Genomic DNA, 17,155 nt, shown 5'->3' with positions numbered 1-17,155 from the left:
GATGGAAGTCAGGGAATTCTTCAACGCGGCCTATGGCGCGACGGAACGGTACTGGTGGCGGAAACAGCGGCGGTACTCCGCCGATCCGGCCGACCACTCGGCCTCGCTGATCACCCAGGTCGTCCTGCGCCATGTCCGCGGGCTGCCGCCGGGGCGGGCCCTCGACCTCGGCAGCGGCGAGGGTACGGACGCCATCCGCATGGCGCTGCTGGGCTGGGAGGTCGACGCGGTGGAGATCAGCGACGTCGGGGCGAAGAAGATCGAGCGGTTCGCGTACGAGGCCGGTGCCCGGGTGACCGTGCACCACACCGATGCGCTGGCCTTCGACTCCGCCGGCGGTTACGACCTCGTCGTCTGCAACGGCTTGCTCCACTACGTGGCGGCCAAGGAGCAACTGATCGCCCGCATGCAGGAGATGACCGCGCCCGGCGGATGTCATGCCGTCTCCTCGTGGAGCACCTTCACGCCCGTCCCGCCGGGCCACCAGGTCGTGCCCACGTTCCCCGACGACGAGGACGGCGCCATCACGCGTGCGTACCGCGGCTGGGACAAACTGCTGCACTACTACGAGCGGAACCGCCTCGAAATAGCCCACGAGGACATGGAGCCGCACGCGCACAGCCACATCAAGATGGTGGCGCTGAAACCGGCGCGGCCCTCGCGCGGCGCGCGTCGGCCCGCGGCCTAGCCGAACTTCCCGTCGATGAGCGGCAGCGCCCTTTCCAGGAAGCTGGTGACTTTCATGCCGGGCATCTCCTGCCGCAAGCGTTCGAGAGTGAAGAAGTCGATTTTCTCGATCTCATGACGCTCGATGTTGTAGGGGCCGTCGTGAAAGGCGAGGAACGAGGCCACCATTTCCCTGTCCTCCGCCGAGAAGTGCTTGCCCAGATAGCGGAGGGGGGCGGTGATGCCCAGCTCCTCCTTCAACTCCCGTGCCGCCGCCTGTTCGTACGTCTCGCCGCTGTGCACATGGCCGGCCGCGGCGCCGGACCAGTAGAGGGGGTACGCCTTCTTGCGGGCGGAACGCTGCTGGAGGAGGAGCTCCTGCGCGGAGTTGACGATGATGACGAACGCGACCCGGCAGATCAGCTTTTTGTGCTGGATCTCCTCCTTCTCGGCCTGGCCGATGACTTCGTCATTCTCGTTGATTACGTCTCGTAGCGCCACCTGGTCCTCCGGGTGTGAGCGCACCGGCCGGATCATCTTTGAATTCCGGGAAAAACAATGGAAATTGTAGGCCGCAGCGAGCAACGGGGTCAACAGAATCCCGCCCGGCGCAGGAGCGCCGGGCGGAATGCCGGCCACCCCGCCGGCCCCGGCCGGGTGGCCGGGGCCGGTGACCGACTGTTACGGAAGCCGGCGTTCCTGGAGGGTGGCGAGGCGCTCGCTCATCGCGCAGACGATACGCTCCGTGTTGTCCACACGCCTTTCCACATGCTCCAGTCGAACGGACATCCTGTGGATAACCGGCCCCAACTCGGCCAGCACACCACCGATTTCCCGAACGGCCCGCGAGACGTCACCGTCCGGACGCATGCCGGTCTCCTCCGCGTCGAGCAGGTACCTCCGCACCCGCCGTGCCACGGCGCTGTCGCGCAGCAGCATCGCGATGTTGAGCACCGTCCGGCGGGTGTAGAGGGTCAGATGGGCCCTGCCCTGTGGATAACTCTGCTTTGAAAGTGACAAGTTGTCACTTTCAAAGACCTGCAGGTCAGAGCCCCGGAGCACGGTCAGCCCGTTCTCGCTCAGCTCCTCCCGGTGGCGTTCGATGACCTTGCGGATGATCGACCTGTGGATAACGAAGTAGGCCGCCACGGCCTCCGTCGTCACGTGCAGTCCATCGGGCAGCAGTGCGAGTGCCTTGACCTTGTCGAGCACATCCACTCGCTCTGTGTAACGGTCGCGCAGCGTGCGCGACTCCAGCAGCACTTGTTCTTCGTGCATGACGGAGAGACCCCTTCCGGTCCCGTACGGGCATGGTGAGATTCGCCCGTATCCAGGGCCCAGGAGCGGAGATCTGCCCTATGCGCCACTCACTGCACTACCGGCGCGGACTCGCCGCCGCCGGCTACCACCACTTCACAAACCCTCGACGCCTCGTACTCCAGTCGCCTCCGCGCACCTGGCCCAACGAGGGGATTGTCATACGGTCACGGGAGCCGGGCCCGTGCCCGGCTCCCTCCGTTCAACCCGGCCACCCCGGTCAGCGCGTGCCGTCCGCCAGCAGGGTGCGCGCGAGTCCGGCCTGCATCGCCGTGCAGACGCGGAGCACGGGGATCGCCGTGGCCAGCAGGACGACGCCGATGCCGGTGTTGAACGCGATGTCGGCGGCCTCGGATTCGACGCCCCAGATCAGGTCGGGCAGGCCCTCCTCGCCGTCCTCGCGCGGCAGCGCCCACGACCACGTGACGTACAGCAGCGCGCCCAGGCCGCCGACGGTCCAGGTCACCGCGACGCAGAACGTGACGACCCGCAGCGGGAATGACACGATCGCGTGCACCAGGTCGCGCCACGCCTGCGCGTCGCCCAGCACGCGCAGCATGCCGCCCGAACGGTAGGCGGGCCGCGGGATCGGGCGGCCGGTGACCGAGCCGATGCGCTCGCGTTCCACGCCGGCGAGGTACCTGCTCGTGGTCAGCGTCCAGACGAGCACCGGCAGGCCCACCCAGATCACCAGCGTGCCGAGCCCGAGGAAGAATCCGGTGACGGCGAGGGTGAACGCGACGATGCCGAGCGGCAGTCCGGTCAGCAGGTAGCCGACCTCGCGGCCGAAGCGCTCGAAGCGCCCGGTGGGCCCCGGCCGCGGCGCGGCGGGGACCGGCCGGGGGGCGGTGCGGTCGGTGGCGAGCGGTGCGGACCGTTCCAGTGTCTCGTTCATGCCACCACTGTCCCGCCCGGTGCCGCCCGCACCCAGCCGTCTGGGGCGACGATGGGGGGTGGTGCTGCCTCCACCCCCGCCCCTGGCCGTGGGTCGCCCACCCTGCACAGCCTGTGGATAACTTTCCCGCCATCAGGAACGTCACGTTCCTAGAACCGGGGGAGACTCGGACCATGCTTGAGACATCGGCACGCCTGCTGAAGCTCCTGTCCCTCCTCCAGACCCCCCGCGAGTGGACCGGCAACGAGCTGGCCGAACGGCTCGAAGTAACCAGCAGGACCGTACGGAACGACGTCGAACGGCTCCGTCGGCTCGGCTACCCGGTGCACGCCACCCGCGGCGCGGTCGGCGGCTACCGGCTCGGCGCGGGCAGCAGCCTGCCACCGCTGCTCCTCGACGACGAGGAGGCCGTCGCCGTGGCCGTCGGCCTGCGCACCGCGACGGGCGGCTCCGTCACCGGCATCGAGGAGTCCTCGCTGCGCGCCCTCGCCAAGCTGGAACAGGTGCTCCCGCCGCGGCTGCGCCGCCGGGTGGGCGCCCTCCAGAGCCACACCGTGCCCGTCCGGCCGCGGCGGCAGGGGCCCGGCGTGCCGCCGGACGTGCTGACCACGATCGCCGCGGCCTGCCGCGACCACGTACGTCTGCGCTTCGACTACCGGGCGCACGACGCGACCACGGGCCGGCGCGACGTGGAGCCGTACCGGCTGGTCAACTGGGGGCGGCGCTGGTACCTCATCGCCTGGGACACCGGGCGCGGCGACTGGCGCACGTTCCGCGTCGACCGCGTCACGCCCCTCACGCCGGGCGGGCCGCGCTTCGCGCCGCGTCCGCTGCCGGACGAGGACGTCGCCGCGTACGTGTCCCGCGGCGTCGCGACGGCGCCGTGGCGGTTCCGGGCCAGGGTCACCGTCCACGCCCCGGCCGAGGCCGTCGCCGAACGGCTGCCGGCGACGGCCGGCACCGTGGAGCCCGTCGACGAGCACACCTGTGTGGTGGCCACCGGTGCGGACAGTCCGGAGAGCCTGGCCGTGTGGATCGGCGTGCTCGGTTTCGACTTCGACGCCTCCGGCAGTCCCGAACTCGCCGCCGCCCTGCGGTCGGTGGCGGACCGTTACCGACGCGCCGCGGGGCGCGCGCCCTGATCGTTCAGGAAACCGGCAAACGGGCAAACCACCTGTGGATAAGCACGCTTACTTGTCCACAGGCGCCGACCGGGCCTGTGGACAACGCATTTGACCTGGCGTCACCCGGACTCGGGCCGCAGCAGCGGTTCGAGCACGAGCGCGATGCCGTCCGCGTCATTGCCCGCCGTCACCTCGTCCGCCACCGCGCACACGTCCGCGTGCGCGCCGGCCATCGCGACGCCGTGCGCCGCCCACTCCAGCATCGGTATGTCGTTCGGCATGTCCCCGAACGCGATGGTGTCCGCCGCCCGCACCCCGAGCCGCCGCGCCGCCAGGGACAGGCCGGTGGCCTTGGTCAGGCCCAGCGGCAGCATCTCCACCAGCGCCTCGCCCGACACCACGATGCCCACCGAGTCACCGACCACCGACCGTGCCGCGGCGGCGAGCTCGTCCTCGGACCGGCCGGCGGAGTGCAGGTACATCTTGATGATCGGCTCCGCGAACAGCACCGAACGGTCCGGCGCCTGCGCCGGGTCCGGATTGTTGCCCTCGCCCCGGTAGACCGCGCCGACCGCCGCCTCGTACCGCGCGTCCATGATCACGTCCCCGTCGAGACCGTCCCGGTTCGACGCGAGCGCCAGCGGACCGAGCGCCGCCTCAAGCCGGGCCACCACGGAACGGGCCAGCGCCCGGTCCAGGGTGACCGACGTCAGCAGCCGGTGCTCCCCGGCGTGGTAGAGCTGCGAGCCCTGTCCGCACACCGCGAGCCCCCGGTACCCGAGGCCGTCCAGGATGTGCCGCGTCCAGGCCACGCTGCGCCCCGTCGCCACGATGTGGTGCGCGCCCGCCGCCTGGGCGGCGGTCAGCGCGTTCCGCGTGCGCCGCGAGATGGTCCCGTCGCCGCGCAGCAGCGTCCCGTCGAGGTCGGTCGCGACCAGCCGGTAGGGGAACCGCTGCGGCAGTGCCGGCGGTATGCCCGGGTCGTCCGGGGCCGCGGTGGTCACGCCGCGACCGGCTCGAGTCGCTCCCGGCCGCCGAGGAACGGCCGCAGCACCTCGGGAACGTGCACGGAGCCGTCGGCCTGCTGGTGGTTCTCCAGCAGCAGCGCCATCGTGCGCTGCACCGCGCAGAGCGTGCCGTTCAGCGTGGCCAGCGGGCGGGTGCCGGTGTCCTTGCCGCGCGTCCGGATCGACAGGCGCCTGGCCTGGAACGTGTTGCAGTTGGAGGCGGACGTCAGCTCGCGGTACTTGCCCTGCGTGGGCAGCCACGCCTCGCAGTCGAACTTGCGGGCGGCGGAGGCGCCCAGGTCGCCGCTGGCCACGTCGATCACGCGGAACGGCAGCTCCAGCGAGGTGAGCCACTGCTTCTCCCAGCCGAGCAGCCGCTCCAGCTCCGCCTCCGCGTCCTCGGGCGCGACGTAGGAGAACATCTCCACCTTGTCGAACTGGTGCAGGCGGATGATGCCGCGGGTGTCCTTGCCGTGCGATCCGGCCTCGCGGCGGAAGCACGGCGAGAAGCCGGCGTAGCGCAGCGGCAGCCGGTCCGCGTCGACGATCTCGTCCATGTGGTAGGCGGCGAGCGGCACCTCGGAGGTGCCGACCAGGTAGTAGTCGTCCTTCTCCAGGTGGTAGATGTCCTGCGCGGCTTGGCCGAGGAAGCCGGTGCCCGCCATCGCGCGGGGCTTGACCAGCGCGGGCGTCATCACCGGCACGAAACCGGCCGCGGTGGCCTGGGCGACCGACGCGTTGACCAGGGCCAGTTCGAGCAGGGCGCCGACGCCGGTGAGGTAGGCGAAACGCGAGCCAGAGACCTTGGCGCCGCGCTCGGTGTCGATCGCGCCGAGCGCCTGCCCCAGCTCCAGGTGGTCCTTCGGGGCGAAGCCCTCGGCCGCGAAGTCGCGGATGGTGCCGTGCGTCTGAAGGACCCGGAAGTCGTCCTCGCCGCCGACCGGGACGTCCGGATGCACCACGTTCCCCAGGCGGAGCAGCAGGTCCTGCGCCCTGGCGGCGGCCTCGTCCCGTTCGGCGTCGGCCGTCTTCACGGCGGCGGCCAGCTCCCCTGCGCGCGCGAGCAGCTCGGCCTTCTCGTCGCCGGCCGCGCGCGGGATGCGCTTGCCGAGCTGCTTCTGCTCGGCCCGCAGCTCGTCGAAGCGGGAGCCGGAGGACCGCCGCAGCTCGTCGGCAGCGAGGAGTGCGTCGACAATGCCGACGTCTTCTCCTCGGGCGCGCTGGGAGGCGCGCACGCGGTCGGGGTCCTCACGAAGCAGGCGAAGGTCAATCACGGACCCAGGCTACCGGGAGGCCGGGCGGCGGCTGAATCCATAAAGCGCATGGGGCGTTTAGTCCGGTATGCCGGAAAAGGGGGCTGCTGGAGAATCCACAGGTCAGGACGGGTATCCACAGGGTTATCCACAGGCTTCCCCCGCTCCTGTGGATGCTCTCCCGATTGCCGTCCGCCTCCGGCCGTGCGGCACAGAATTCCCCATTCAAACGCCGCTCACACTCTCTTACGAGGGAAATTGCCTCACACTCGCGAGTTATCCGAGGCGATTGGGCTGACGAAAGGGGATCGGTAGCACTGTGCGCGGTTTACGGGCGGAGTGGACGATATGCCGGTTCCGCCCGTTCTCAAGTGTCGACTTGTGCACAGGCACACAGGGTCGCCTGTGGATAACTCTGGGGACAGGCGCCAGGTCGTCGGCCCGCGGCCTCAGCTGCGCCCGTCCAGGCACCGGGTCAGCCAGTCCGACGCCTGGAGGAAGTCCGCGTCGGCCGTCCCCGTGACGACGGTCGGCGCCACCTGGTCCGCCCGCGGGTACGAGCCGAGATAGCGGACGCCGGAGCACAGCCGCTTCAGGCCCATCAGCGCCTCGCCGACCCTGCGGTCCGAGATGTGGCCCTCGCAGTCGACGGAGAAGCTGTACTGCCCGATCCCCCGGCCGGTCGGGCGTGACTCGATGCGCACCAGGTTGACGCCGCAGGTGGCGTACTCCTGGAGCACGTCGAGCAGCGCCCCCGGATGGTCGGCGCGCAGCCACAGCACGACCGAGGTCTTGTCCGCGCCGGTGGGCGCGGCCGGCCTGGCGGGGCGGCCGACGAGGACGAAGCGGGTGGTCGCGTTGTCCGCGTCGTGGATGTCCGTGACCAGCGGTTCGAGACCGTAGGTCGGCGCCGCGAACTCGCCCGCGAAAGCCGCGTCGAAGCGCCCCTCCTGTACCAGCCGGGCCCCGTCCGCGTTCGAGGCCGCCGACTCCCACTGCGCCTCGGGCAGGAAGCGCTCCAGCCAGCCCCGCACCTGCGGCTGCGCCACCGGGTGGCCGGTCACGGTCTTGATGTTCTCCAGCTCCGTACCGGGGCGGACCAGCAGCGCGAACGCGATCGGCAGGTACACCTCGCGGTAGATCATGAGCGGCCCGCCCGCGGCCAGCTCGTCGACCGTCGCGGAGACGCCGCCCTCCACCGAGTTCTCGATGGGCACGAGCGCGCCGCCGGCCTCGCCGCCTCGCACCGCGTCCAGCGCGGCGGGCACCGAGATCATCGGAACGAGCTCCCGCGTCGCCGCCTCGGGGAGCGTGCGCAGCGCCGCCTCGGTGAACGTGCCCTCGGGGCCGAGATAGGTATAACGGCTCGCAGCTGTCATGGCTCAAACGTTAGCCGCCTTCGAGCAGCTCCTGCCCCACGTACTCACCCTCCGCCGCCCCGCCGGGCACGGCGAACAGGGCGCTCGCCTCGTGCCGGACGAATTCGGACAGCGCATCGCCGCGGTCCAGCTTGCGCTGCACGGGAACGAAGCCGCGCAGCGGATCGGCCTGCCAGCAGACGAACAGCAGACCGGCATCCGGTGCGCCGTCATCGCGGAACCCGTCGTGGTAGGAGAACGGGCGGCGCAGCATCGCGGCACCGCCGTTCGTCTCGGGAGCCGTGACGCGCACATGCGCGTTCGCGGCGATGACGGCGGTGCCGTCCGGCCCGGTGGCCTCAAGGTCGACGGGGTCGGTCTCGCGCTCGCCGGTCAGCGGGGCGCCGTTGGACTTGCGGCGCCCCATCACCCGTTCCTGCTCGGCGAGCGGCCTGGACTCCCAGACGTCGAGGAGCATGCGGATGCGGCGCACCACCGCGTACGAGCCGCCCGACATCCACGCCGGGTCGCCGCCCGCGGGCACGAAGACGCGCGCCTCGAAGTCGTCGTCCTCGGGCCGCGGGTTGTTGGTGCCGTCGACCTGGCCCATCAGATTCCGCGTGGTCATGGGCCGGGCGGTGGCCCCCTGGCTGCGGTTGAAGCCGGTCATCTGCCAGCGCACGGCGGCCGTTTCGCCCGCCGCGCGCTGGAGGGTGCGCAGGGCGTGGAAGGCGACGAGGGCGTCGTCCGCGCCGATCTGGAGCCACAGATCGCCGTTCGACCGCCGCTCGTCCAGGGCGTCGGCCGAGAAGGCGGGCAGCGGGTCGAGGGCGGCGGGCCTGGCGCCGGTGAGGCCCACGGCGTCGAAGAAGCTTCCGCCGAAGCCGATGGTGACGGTGAGGGAGGCGGGGCCGGCGTCGCGGGCCACGCCGGTGTCCGTGTCGGGGGTGCCCCCGGCCATCAGTTCCGCGGCCAGGGTGGACCAGCGGCGCAGCAGCGCCGCGGCCTCGCGGCGGCCCGCGGCGGCGGCCAGGTCGAACGCGGCGAGGTGGCCGTGGGCCTGCATCGGGGTGGTGATGCCCGGCTGGTGTGTGCCGTGGAACGGGACGGCCGTGGCGCCCACTTCGGCCAGCGCGGGCCCGTCGTCGCCGGTGGCGGCCGAGTGGGCGAGGGCGCCGGTCGGGGCGCCGACGGCGAGCCCCGCGGCACCCGCGGCGCCCGCGGTGGTGAGCAGGCGGCGGCGGGTGAGGGCGGGGCGTTCCTTGCGTTCCTGGCGTTCCTTGGGCTTCTGGCGTTTCTGGTCAGGGTCAGAGGTCATGGCTCAAGTCATCCGGTGGGATCGGGGCCGGGTCGGGTGCGGGCGACGCGGTCAGGTGATGGTGACGGTGGCGGTCTCGGTGACCTGGTCGATGTCGGAGGTGCGGATGGTGAGGGCCACCTCCCAGTCTCCGGGGCGGGGCAGCTGCACCTCCGTCAGGGTCCAGTGGCCGACGTCGACGTGCAGGGGCTCGTGGCGCAGCGGGCCGAGGTTTTCGGCGGGGAGGGTGAAGGCGACCCGGACCTCGACGGCGCCGGTCGGCAGCCCCTCGGTGTCGAAGAGGCGGACGTGCAGGGTGTTCCCGCCGGTGCGGGCGGGGGACAGGTCGAGCTCGGCGGTGCCCTGGCCCCGTTCGCCGCCGGTGTCGAACGGAACGGAGACCGGCCCCCGCGGCGCGGCGGGCGCGGCCTGCGCGGGCGCCGTGTCGGCCGTGCGGGCCGGGGTGGTGCCGGTGAGCACGGTGGTCACGGCGAGGAGGACGGCGGCGATGGCCGTCTCCGCCCACACGGAACGGCGCAGCCCGGCGCGGTGCGGGTCGGCGTCGCGGGCTCTGCGCTCCCTGGCCTGCCGGACGGCGGTGCGCTGACGGGCGAGCTGCCGCGTGCGTTCCGGGCTCTCCGCGACGGCCGCTGCGTCCGTTCCGGCGTCCGTTCCGGCGTCCGTTTCCTCGTCCGGCCGCTCCGGTGCGGTGTCCGTGAGGCGGGCGGTCCAGCGGCGGGATATCCAGGCGGCCGCGAGGAGAACGGCGACGAGGCCGACCTTGAGCAGCAGGAGCCGGCCGTAGGAGGTGCCGGTCAGCGCGGACCAGGAGAACCCGACCTGCCGCCAGGACTGGTAGAGGCCGGTGACGGCGAGCACGGTGACGGAGGTGAGGGCGACCGCGGAGAAGCGGCGGACGACCGCGCGCGGCAGCGTCGGCGCGGTGCGCAGCAGCGTCAGCAGGGTGGCGAGCCCGCCGAGCCAGGCGGCGACGGCGAGCAGGTGGAGGATGTGGGCGGGGATGGCGATGCCCGTCTGGCGCCCGGTGGCGGCGTGCTCCGACATGGCCCAGGTGGCGGCCGTTCCGATGGCGAGGATCGTGCCGGCGATGCCGAGGCCGAACATCAGGTCGCGGGCGCGGGTCGCCGCGTCCTCGGCGTCCTCGGCGTTCCCGTCCCCTTCCGCCGCCCCGCCGGTGGTGACCAGCCGGGCGGAGGGCCCGTGCAGCACGGCGATGAAGAGGCCGGCGGCGGCGAGGAGCAGCAGCCGGGTCAGGAGCGCCGTCCCCGCCCTGGTGTCGATGACGTCGCGCAGGCCGCCCAGGTCGAAGGCGTCGGCGAGTTCGCCGCTGCCCGTGTACGGGGTGCGGAGCAGCAGCAGCGCGAGCGTGGCCGCGGTGGCGCTGGTCCAGCCGGCGAGGGCGAGGCGCTGGACCGGGCGCAGCGCGGTGGCGCGCGGCCAGCAGACGAGGACGAACGCGGCGGTGCCCGCCATGAGCACGAACCCGCCGTAGGCGGCGTACCGCGCGACGTCGTACAGGAGGCCGGTCAGGCCGTCGTCGCCGGTCCGGTCCGGGATCTCGGCGACCGTCTCGGAGGGCGCGCCGATGGAGAAGGTGAACGCGCCCGAGATGGGGTGGCTGTCGGCGGAGACGGCGTGCCAGGCGACGGTGTACGTGCCGTCGCCGAGACCGCCCTCCAGCGGCACCGCCCAGGTGTTGTCGCCCTCGTCGGTGAACCCGCCGCTGTGCACGCCTGCGCCCTCCGGGTCGAGGACGCGGATCGCGTCATCGGCGAGCGAGACGGACTCGGAGAAGGTGAGGGTCACCCGGTCGGGGGCCGCCGCGACCACCTCCCCGTCCCCCGGTGTGGTACCGGTCAGTTCGGCGTGCGCGGCGGCCGGGGTGGCGCCGAGCAGCAGCAGGCCGAGCGCCGCGGCGGCGAGCAGCAGCAGTGCCGCGGGGGAACGGGGTGGGGTGGTCATGGCGGTGGTCTCACTCCCCGGTGTGGGTGGCGGCTTCGACCGGTACGTCGAGGGTGATCGGGTCCGACGTCTCGAAGTGCAGTTCGATGCTCACGGTCTCGCCTTCCGCGGGCGTGCGGGAGAGGTCGAGGAGCATGAGGTGGTTCCCGCCGCGGCTGAGCCGCAGTTCGCCGCCCGCGGGGACGGTGAGGGACTCGACCTGCCGCATGGCGTTGTCGGCCGTCTCGTGGATCTCGACGGTGCCTGCGATGTCGCTGTCGGCCGAGGTGAGGGCGTCGTCCGCGTCGCCGGCGTTGTGCAGGGTGAGGAAGCCGGCGGCGACGTCGCCCGTGGCCGGTGCCGGGATGAACGCGCCGGTGGCGGACAGTTCCGGCGCCGCGTCCGCCGCGTCCGCCGCGTCCGCCGCGTCGTCGCCGCACCCGCCGAGCAGGAGCGCGGCGGCGAGCACGCCCGCGGCGGCCGCGGCGGTGCCCGCGGCGCGGCGGCTCACGGCAGCTCTCCGGCGATGAGGCCGGGCAGGTCGCGTTCGAAGGTCTCGGCCGTGACGCCCTCCGTGTAGACGACGTGGGCCTTGTCGTCGGTCGGGAGGAACGCGACGACCTGCGTGCCGTGGTTGGAGACGATGTCGCCGTTGTCGTCCTCGTAGGACGGTTCGATGGCGACGCCGAGGGCCAGCGCGGCCTCCTGGATGTCGGCGAAGTCGCCGGTCAGGCCGGTGAAGTCGGGGTCGTGGGCGTTGATCCAGGGGCCGAGCGACTCCGGGGTGTCCCGGTCCGGGTCCGTGGTGACGAAGACGACCCGCAGGTCGGCGCGCTGCTCCTCGGTGAGCGAGTTCGCGGCCACCGCGATGTTGCTCATGGTGAGCGGGCAGATGTCGGGGCAGTTGGTGTAGCCGAAGTAGAGCAGCGTGGCGTGGCCGTCGGTCTCGGCGGCGAAGTCGTACGGTTCGCCGTTGGTGTCGGTGAGGACCAGCTCGGGCTTGTCGAACGGCTGGTCGAGGACCGTGCCCTCGTCCGCGGCGTGGGCGCCGGAGACGTCGGCGGCCGGGGTGTCCTCGGCGTCGTCACCGGAGTCGTTCTCGCTGCCGCAGGCGGCCAGGGCGAGCGCGGTCGCCGCGGCGACCGCGGCGGTCGTGATCGTGCGCAGGTGCATGGAAGGTTCCTGATGCGTGGTGGGGCGCCGCGGAACGGGGTCGTCCGTTCCGCGGCGCGGTGGCAAGGTGTCGTGCGCGTGGTCTCGTGCGCGTGGTGTCGTGCGGGACGGGGCGGGGCGCGGCCCGCGCTCAGTCCCCCGCGGGGGTGCGGCGGCGCCCGGCGAGGACGCCGAAGGCGACGCCCGCCAGCCCGACGGCGATGCCGACGCCGGCCAGGACGCGCGCGGTCGTGTCGCTCGCGGAGTCGTCGCCGCCGTCCGCGGCGGCCTGGTCGGCGGCCGGTTCCTGCGGGTCGGCCCCGCCGCCCGCCGCGTCGTCGGCCGCGGCGCCGTGCCCGTCGCCCTCGGCCGCGGTCAGGCGCAGCACGGCCGCGGGGCTCTCCGGCTCGGCCTCCCCGTCGACGGGCTCCTCGATCCAGCGGACGACCTCGTCGTTGTCGTACGTCTGGATGGCGTCGAAGACCAGCCGGTCCGCGTCCTCGGGCAGGGGCCCGACGGACAGCGGGAACTGCTGGAACGTGCCCGGCTCGATCTCGCCGCCGCTCCAGGTGATGACGCTGGGCGCCTCGGTGACCTCGCTGCCGTGGACCTCGACGGGCGTCTCCAGCGGCGCCGTCGTCACCTCGACGTCCCAGCCGGGAACGGGCTGCGGCATCACGGACGGCACGGGGTGCTCGGGGTCCAGGTGGATTTCGAGCTGAACGGTCGAGGCGTTGTCGCGCTCGTTGGGCACCTTGACGTTGAGGGTGGCGTAGCCGCCCTGCGCGGCCTCGGGCGGGTCGATGGAGACGTGCGCCCACGCGGGCGCCGCGGTCAGCGCGACGAGGGCGGTGGCGGCCAGCACGGAGCGGGCGGCAAGGCGCGAACGGTGGTGTCTCATGGGGCACTCCACGAAATTCGGAAGAGATCGGAAGAGATCTGGGGTCGGACGAGCGCGCGGCGAGGGCGCACCCGTCCGGTTCCGTGGGTGCGGTCAGGCCGCGAGGGCGAGGTGGTGCGCCGTGGGGTGCGGGGGGCCGCGCCGGGTGACGGCGGCGGCGATGACGGTGCCGCGCGGGGCGGGCAGCCGGTGGTGGCGGTGCCGCGGCGGGCAGGGCACCGGCGGGCACGGCCGCGGGGCGTGCAGGGCGCGCAGCAGGGCGCGCACGAGGCGCAGGAACGGCCGCGAGACGCGGGCGGAGAGGCGGATCAGCCGCCACAGCGCGGCCTCGCCGCGGCGCAGCAGCCAGGCGGCGGCGAGCGCGGCCAGCAGGTGGCCGAGCAGCATGGGGGCGGACGCCAGCGAAGCGAACGCCTCGCCGAGCCCGGCCGCGGCGTCCGCCGCCCCGGGAGCGGCGCCGGGGTGCGGGGCGAGCCCCGCCTCGTCGACGATGCGGGCGGCACGTTCCTCGGTGAGGGCCAGGGCGTGGTCGTTGCACAGCAGACGGGCCGCGAGCGCCATGGCGTCCCCGGCGCCGCCGCCGTGCTCGGCGGCACCGGCCGCGGGAGCGTGCCGGCCCAGGCAGTACAGGGCGTGCAGCGCGAGCTGCGTGGCGGCGAGGGTGGCGGCGATGGCGGGCACCGAACGCCGTTCCCGGCCGGCGAGCGGGAGAGCGAGGGCGAACGCGGCGGCCCAGCCGGCCGCCAGCGCGGCCGGTGGCGGCACGGGCCCGGTGGCCCACACGTGCCCGGCCGCGGCCAGCGTGGCGCAGGCCGCGGCGAACACCGCGGCGCGCAGCACTCGCAGATCGGCTCCGGCACGCATGGCGGCGCCATCATCTCACCGGGCCAGGACCGGCGGGGGCGCGGGGGCACGGACAGGTGGCGCGTGGGGGGCGCATCGAGACGGTGATTTGTCGGTATTTCCGCAGGTCCGTCCCGATACTTCCGCCGAACGGGGGGTGTTGGGTCAATCACACGCTTACGGTGCGCGCCGGTAGGCAATACCTACAGATATGTCGAGCCGCGGCCTGGAGGCGGGAGCATGAGCATCTGGTGGTCTCTCCAACTGCGGCGGGAAGCGGCCAGCGTCCCGCTCGCCCGGCGGCTGCTGCTCGGGGCGATGGAGTCGGCCGGAGTCGACGCGGACATCTCCCACGAGCTGTCGGTCGCCCTCTCCGAAGCCTGTTCGAACGCCGTGCAGCACGGCGGCACCCAGGCGGAGAGCTACCGGGTGACCGCCTCCATCCACGGCGACGTCTGCCGCATCGAGGTCACCGACTGCGGCCCCGGCTTCCCGATCGGCGCGGTGGTGCCCCGCCCCGAGCCGCGCGAGCTCCAGTCGGGAGGCCGCGGCCTGCGGCTGATCGAGGCGCTGTCCGACCGGGTGCAGTTCGACAACCAGCCGGGCAGCGGCGGGGCGGTCGTGACGTTCGACAAGATCCTCAAATGGCGGAACAAGCCGCTGCTCCAGGCGTCCTGAGGCGACCGCGCCCGGGGCCCCGCAGCCCGCGGCCGGGGGCCCCGACGCCGGGGTGTCACCCGGCGTGCAGGTAGGCCACCAGCGTCTCGTCATCCGCGGTGAACAGGCCGGCACCGCCCAGGTCGGCCACCGGGAAGACGGCCTCGGGGGCCGTTTCCGCCACCTCGCCCGAGGCGATGTCGAGCTGGACGGGCGTGGGCGTGCCGACCCACGAGTCCTCCGTCATCACCTCCGCGACACCGAACGCCACACCGGCGTCGGTGACCGCGCTGAACTGCACCGCATTGGCGTCCGGCGTGGCCTCGAAGCAGTGGCCGGTGCCCTCCTCCAGATCGAAGACCAGCACCCCGTGGACGAGGTAACGGCCGTTCGCCGACATGGCGGTGTGCTCCGCGCCCGCGGCCGAGCCGTCGGGCTCCGGGCACAGCGCGGTGGCGGCGGTCGTACCCGAGGCGCTGTCCAGGACCGATCGGATCGTCTGGCCGTCGCTGCGGCTCCACTCGGCGATCACGAGGCCGTCCCCGACCGGGGTGACCGAGGCACCCGCGTCGGGACCGGCCTCCCGGGGCGCCACCTCCTCGCCCGCCCAGCCGCCGGGCACCCAGAAGCCCTCGTAGGCGTAGCTGTCGTCGACCAGCGGGCCGTTCGCGGTCAGCGCCACGATGTCGCCGCCCGGATCGCAGTCCTTGCAGGTGGGCGGCGGCTCCAGGGCGCTCTCGTCGTACTCGGTGGTGACACCGGTGGCCGGGTCGACGCCGACCACGATGTCCTCCTCCAGCTCCAGCATCAGCCCAGCGCCGCCGGGCGCGGCCTCGCCCGAGCCCGGCACCTCGACGTGGTGCAACGGCTCGACCGCGTCGCCCGAGCCGTCCGCGGTGAAGATGTCGAGCACGACGAGCTCGTCGCCGCGGTCGATGACGCCCGCCCCCGAGGTGCCCGCGGACCAGGCGACCAGGTAGTCCTCGCCGTTCACCGTCGTGGCGAACGCCTCGAGCGACGCGCTCTCGCCGACCGGCTCCAGGGCGGCGCTCGACCACAGCACCTCGCCGGTGGCGGCGTCGTGCACGGTGAACCTGCCGTCCGTGCCGCTCGTCTCGTCGAACAGCGCGACGGCCCCCGACCCTGGCAGCGTCAGGGGCGCGGCACCGGGCGGCAGCGCGGTCTCCCAGCCGCGCCCGGTGTCGTAGGCGGCCGGGACCGTCAGCTGGGTGACGGGCGCGGCGGGGGCGTCGTCCTGCTCCGCTTCCTGCCCCGCGGCGTCCCCGCCCGTGCCGGTCTTGTCCGTGCCGCCGCTGCCGTTGCCGCTGCCGTCGTCGTCGTCCGATCCGCCGCCGCAGGCCGCCAGTGTGCCGAGGGCCACGGCCCCGACGATCACATTTCTCAGCCGCATTCGCTCGGCCCCCGCCCCTTGTCCCGTTTGTCCCGTCCTCGACCTTCGTCGTGCGCCTGTGCCCCGTGCGCTGCAGCGCGGTGGGGATCATGTCACAGGAAGAACGGCTCAGGGAGGTGTCCGTTCCGGCGGTCGGTACGCTCCGGTATTGACTTCCGGTTTATTCAAACTTCACCCCGGCCGCGCTACTCTTGCTGATGGTGTGGGACGTCGGAGTGCGTCTCCTTGGAGGTGGATCTCATGGGTCAGATCGGGGCGCGGGAGCTGGTTGTTCTCGCGATCATCGTGCTGCTGATCTTCGGAGCGAAGCGGCTGCCCGACATCGCCCGTTCGCTGGGTAAGTCGGCACGCATCCTCAAGAGCGAGACGGCCGCCATGAAGGCGGAGAGCGCCTCCGCGGCGCCACCGCAGGACGGCGCGGCCCAGCCGCAGGCTCAGGAGCCGCCCGCCAAGACCATTCAGGCGGCCCCCGGGGACGTCACCAGCTCACGCACGGTGGACGAGGCGAAGCCCGCGGCGAGCTGATCCGCGTCGGCCGTATCCGCTACGGCCGGGGACGAGGCCTCCGGTCCGCGGTGACCGGGGGCGCTTCGCTCTGCCCTGCTCGCCGCACCGCACGCCCGGCACCGCGGGCACGCCCGGCACCGCGCGCCGAGCGGCGCAGCCGCAGGTACTCGGCCGCCGTCGGCACGACGGCGAGCAGCACGATCACCGGCAGGAGCAGCCCGATGTTGCCCCGCACGAACGCCACCTGCCCGAGTCCCGCGCCGAGCAGCGTCACGCCCGCGCCCCACAGCACGCCCCCGAGCACGTTGAACGTCATGAACGTGCGGTAGTCCATGCGCCCTGCCCCGGCGAGCACCGGCGTGAACGTCCGGGCCACGGGCACGAAGCGGGCCAGCACCAGCGAGGCCCTGCCGTGCCTGGCGAAGAACACCTGCGCCTTCACCAGGTGCTCCTCCGTCAGGAAGCGCGCACCCGGCCGGCTCAGGACGGCCGGGCCGGCCCGCCGGCCGAAGGCGTAGCCGACCTGGTCACCGGTCACCGCGGCGGTGACGATGAGCGTGCAGACGAGCCAGAGCGGATAGTCCAGGTACTCGCCGGAGGAGACGACGAGCCCGGTGGTGAACAGCAGCGGGTCGCCCGGCAGGAAGAAACCGATCAGCAGACCCGACTCCGCGAAGACGATGACGACGATGCCGATGAGACCGAAGGTGTCGATGAGCCGCTCCGGCGCCATCCAGGCCGGGCCGAGCGCGAGTGCGTCCATACACAGGCCGTCCAGGAGGAGGGGAGATCAGATTATCGATCG

Annotated in this window: 18 protein-coding genes; 4 read left to right on the top strand and 14 right to left on the bottom strand. The window is 72.9% G+C overall.

What is annotated here, in order from left to right; translation table 11 throughout:
* Position 1: 1 nt before the first annotated feature.
* Positions 2–688, top strand: a complete 687-nt coding sequence (locus RM779_RS25420) for a class I SAM-dependent methyltransferase (protein ID WP_311620089.1) — start codon at positions 2–4, stop codon at positions 686–688.
* Here RM779_RS25420 and RM779_RS25415 read toward each other — a convergent pair.
* From RM779_RS25415 to RM779_RS25405, 3 genes are all read right to left on the bottom strand, one after another.
* Entirely contained in the window at positions 685–1,191 is a 507-nt protein-coding gene (locus RM779_RS25415) for an NUDIX hydrolase (protein WP_311620088.1), read from the bottom strand. The two genes, RM779_RS25420 and RM779_RS25415, sit on opposite strands and share 4 nt — an antisense overlap.
* A gap of 156 nt (positions 1,192–1,347) precedes the next feature.
* The gene (locus tag RM779_RS25410; RefSeq protein WP_311620087.1) at positions 1,348–1,944 is read right to left on the bottom strand and encodes a hypothetical protein; all 597 of its coding nucleotides are present in this window, start codon (positions 1,942–1,944) and stop codon (positions 1,348–1,350) included.
* A gap of 259 nt (positions 1,945–2,203) precedes the next feature.
* On the bottom strand, positions 2,204–2,878 hold the full coding sequence (locus tag RM779_RS25405) for a sensor domain-containing protein (protein WP_311620086.1): 675 nt from the start codon (positions 2,876–2,878) through the stop codon (positions 2,204–2,206).
* A gap of 173 nt (positions 2,879–3,051) precedes the next feature.
* Between RM779_RS25405 and RM779_RS25400 the strand changes: the two genes are divergently transcribed.
* A complete protein-coding gene (locus tag RM779_RS25400) occupies positions 3,052–4,020 on the top strand; it encodes a helix-turn-helix transcriptional regulator (RefSeq protein ID WP_311620085.1) in 969 nt (322 codons plus the stop codon).
* A gap of 101 nt (positions 4,021–4,121) precedes the next feature.
* Here RM779_RS25400 and RM779_RS25395 read toward each other — a convergent pair whose 3' ends face one another.
* From RM779_RS25395 to RM779_RS25355, 9 genes are all read right to left on the bottom strand, one after another.
* Positions 4,122–5,006, bottom strand: coding sequence for an HAD family hydrolase (locus RM779_RS25395; RefSeq protein WP_311620084.1), 885 nt, complete (start codon positions 5,004–5,006; stop codon positions 4,122–4,124).
* The gene (serS, locus tag RM779_RS25390; protein WP_311620083.1) at positions 5,003–6,283 is read right to left on the bottom strand and encodes a serine--tRNA ligase; all 1,281 of its coding nucleotides are present in this window, start codon (positions 6,281–6,283) and stop codon (positions 5,003–5,005) included. The genes RM779_RS25395 and serS overlap by 4 nt, the downstream gene beginning before the upstream one ends.
* 428 nt (positions 6,284–6,711) lie before the next feature.
* Positions 6,712–7,641: a prephenate dehydratase gene (gene pheA, locus RM779_RS25385; protein ID WP_311620082.1), complete on the bottom strand. Its 930-nt coding sequence runs from the start codon at positions 7,639–7,641 to the stop codon at positions 6,712–6,714.
* 10 nt (positions 7,642–7,651) lie between these two features.
* Complete coding sequence (gene efeB / locus RM779_RS25380) at positions 7,652–8,938, bottom strand: iron uptake transporter deferrochelatase/peroxidase subunit (RefSeq protein WP_311620081.1); 1,287 nt, start codon at positions 8,936–8,938, stop codon at positions 7,652–7,654.
* A 51-nt stretch (positions 8,939–8,989) separates the two neighbouring features.
* On the bottom strand, positions 8,990–10,900 hold the full coding sequence (locus RM779_RS25375; RefSeq protein ID WP_311620080.1) for a copper resistance CopC/CopD family protein: 1,911 nt from the start codon (positions 10,898–10,900) through the stop codon (positions 8,990–8,992).
* Positions 10,901–10,910: 10 nt separating this feature from the next.
* Positions 10,911–11,390, bottom strand: coding sequence for a copper chaperone PCu(A)C (locus tag RM779_RS25370; RefSeq protein ID WP_311620079.1), 480 nt, complete (start codon positions 11,388–11,390; stop codon positions 10,911–10,913).
* A complete protein-coding gene (locus RM779_RS25365) occupies positions 11,387–12,052 on the bottom strand; it encodes an SCO family protein (RefSeq protein ID WP_077060094.1) in 666 nt (221 codons plus the stop codon). The genes RM779_RS25370 and RM779_RS25365 overlap by 4 nt, the downstream gene beginning before the upstream one ends.
* 130 nt (positions 12,053–12,182) lie before the next feature.
* A complete protein-coding gene (locus RM779_RS25360) occupies positions 12,183–12,932 on the bottom strand; it encodes a YcnI family copper-binding membrane protein (protein WP_311620078.1) in 750 nt (249 codons plus the stop codon).
* A 93-nt stretch (positions 12,933–13,025) separates the two neighbouring features.
* A complete protein-coding gene (locus RM779_RS25355; protein ID WP_311620077.1) occupies positions 13,026–13,796 on the bottom strand; it encodes a hypothetical protein in 771 nt (256 codons plus the stop codon).
* A 219-nt stretch (positions 13,797–14,015) separates the two neighbouring features.
* Between RM779_RS25355 and RM779_RS25350 the strand changes: the two genes are divergently transcribed.
* The gene (locus tag RM779_RS25350) at positions 14,016–14,453 is read left to right on the top strand and encodes an ATP-binding protein (protein WP_077060091.1); all 438 of its coding nucleotides are present in this window, start codon (positions 14,016–14,018) and stop codon (positions 14,451–14,453) included.
* Positions 14,454–14,508: 55 nt separating this feature from the next.
* Here RM779_RS25350 and RM779_RS25345 read toward each other — a convergent pair whose 3' ends face one another.
* Positions 14,509–15,813 carry a hypothetical protein gene (locus RM779_RS25345; RefSeq protein ID WP_311620076.1) on the bottom strand — a complete coding sequence of 435 codons (1,305 nt, stop codon included), beginning with the start codon at positions 15,811–15,813 and terminating at the stop codon, positions 14,509–14,511.
* A gap of 270 nt (positions 15,814–16,083) precedes the next feature.
* On the opposite strand from RM779_RS25345, the gene tatA reads away from it, so the two are divergent.
* Positions 16,084–16,368 carry a Sec-independent protein translocase subunit TatA gene (tatA, locus tag RM779_RS25340; RefSeq protein ID WP_077060089.1) on the top strand — a complete coding sequence of 95 codons (285 nt, stop codon included), beginning with the start codon at positions 16,084–16,086 and terminating at the stop codon, positions 16,366–16,368.
* Between the two features lie 19 nt (positions 16,369–16,387).
* On the opposite strand, the gene RM779_RS25335 is transcribed toward tatA, so the two are convergent.
* A complete protein-coding gene (locus RM779_RS25335; protein ID WP_311620075.1) occupies positions 16,388–17,113 on the bottom strand; it encodes a DedA family protein in 726 nt (241 codons plus the stop codon).
* Between the last annotated feature and the right edge of the window lie 42 nt (positions 17,114–17,155).

Source organism: Streptomyces johnsoniae, from assembly GCF_031845565.1.
Lineage (GTDB): Bacteria > Actinomycetota > Actinomycetes > Streptomycetales > Streptomycetaceae > Streptomyces > Streptomyces johnsoniae.
This window is presented reverse-complemented; position numbering and strand designations above follow the sequence as displayed.

What these genes read in the sequence shown, in the direction of transcription:
- RM779_RS25420 (WP_311620089.1), top strand. Translation starts at nt 2, where the DNA reads ATGGAAGTCAGGGAATTCTTCAACGCGGCCTATGGCGCGACGGAACGG.
- RM779_RS25365 (WP_077060094.1), bottom strand. Translation starts at nt 12,052, where the DNA reads ATGCACCTGCGCACGATCACGACCGCCGCGGTCGCCGCGGCGACCGCG.
- RM779_RS25375 (WP_311620080.1), bottom strand. Translation starts at nt 10,900, where the DNA reads ATGACCACCCCACCCCGTTCCCCCGCGGCACTGCTGCTGCTCGCCGCC.
- RM779_RS25360 (WP_311620078.1), bottom strand. Translation starts at nt 12,932, where the DNA reads ATGAGACACCACCGTTCGCGCCTTGCCGCCCGCTCCGTGCTGGCCGCC.
- RM779_RS25335 (WP_311620075.1), bottom strand. Translation starts at nt 17,113, where the DNA reads ATGGACGCACTCGCGCTCGGCCCGGCCTGGATGGCGCCGGAGCGGCTC.
- RM779_RS25350 (WP_077060091.1), top strand. Translation starts at nt 14,016, where the DNA reads ATGAGCATCTGGTGGTCTCTCCAACTGCGGCGGGAAGCGGCCAGCGTC.
- RM779_RS25410 (WP_311620087.1), bottom strand. Translation starts at nt 1,944, where the DNA reads ATGCACGAAGAACAAGTGCTGCTGGAGTCGCGCACGCTGCGCGACCGT.
- tatA (WP_077060089.1), top strand. Translation starts at nt 16,084, where the DNA reads ATGGGTCAGATCGGGGCGCGGGAGCTGGTTGTTCTCGCGATCATCGTG.
- efeB (WP_311620081.1), bottom strand. Translation starts at nt 8,938, where the DNA reads ATGACCTCTGACCCTGACCAGAAACGCCAGAAGCCCAAGGAACGCCAG.
- pheA (WP_311620082.1), bottom strand. Translation starts at nt 7,641, where the DNA reads ATGACAGCTGCGAGCCGTTATACCTATCTCGGCCCCGAGGGCACGTTC.
- RM779_RS25405 (WP_311620086.1), bottom strand. Translation starts at nt 2,878, where the DNA reads ATGAACGAGACACTGGAACGGTCCGCACCGCTCGCCACCGACCGCACC.
- RM779_RS25400 (WP_311620085.1), top strand. Translation starts at nt 3,052, where the DNA reads ATGCTTGAGACATCGGCACGCCTGCTGAAGCTCCTGTCCCTCCTCCAG.
- RM779_RS25355 (WP_311620077.1), bottom strand. Translation starts at nt 13,796, where the DNA reads ATGCGTGCCGGAGCCGATCTGCGAGTGCTGCGCGCCGCGGTGTTCGCC.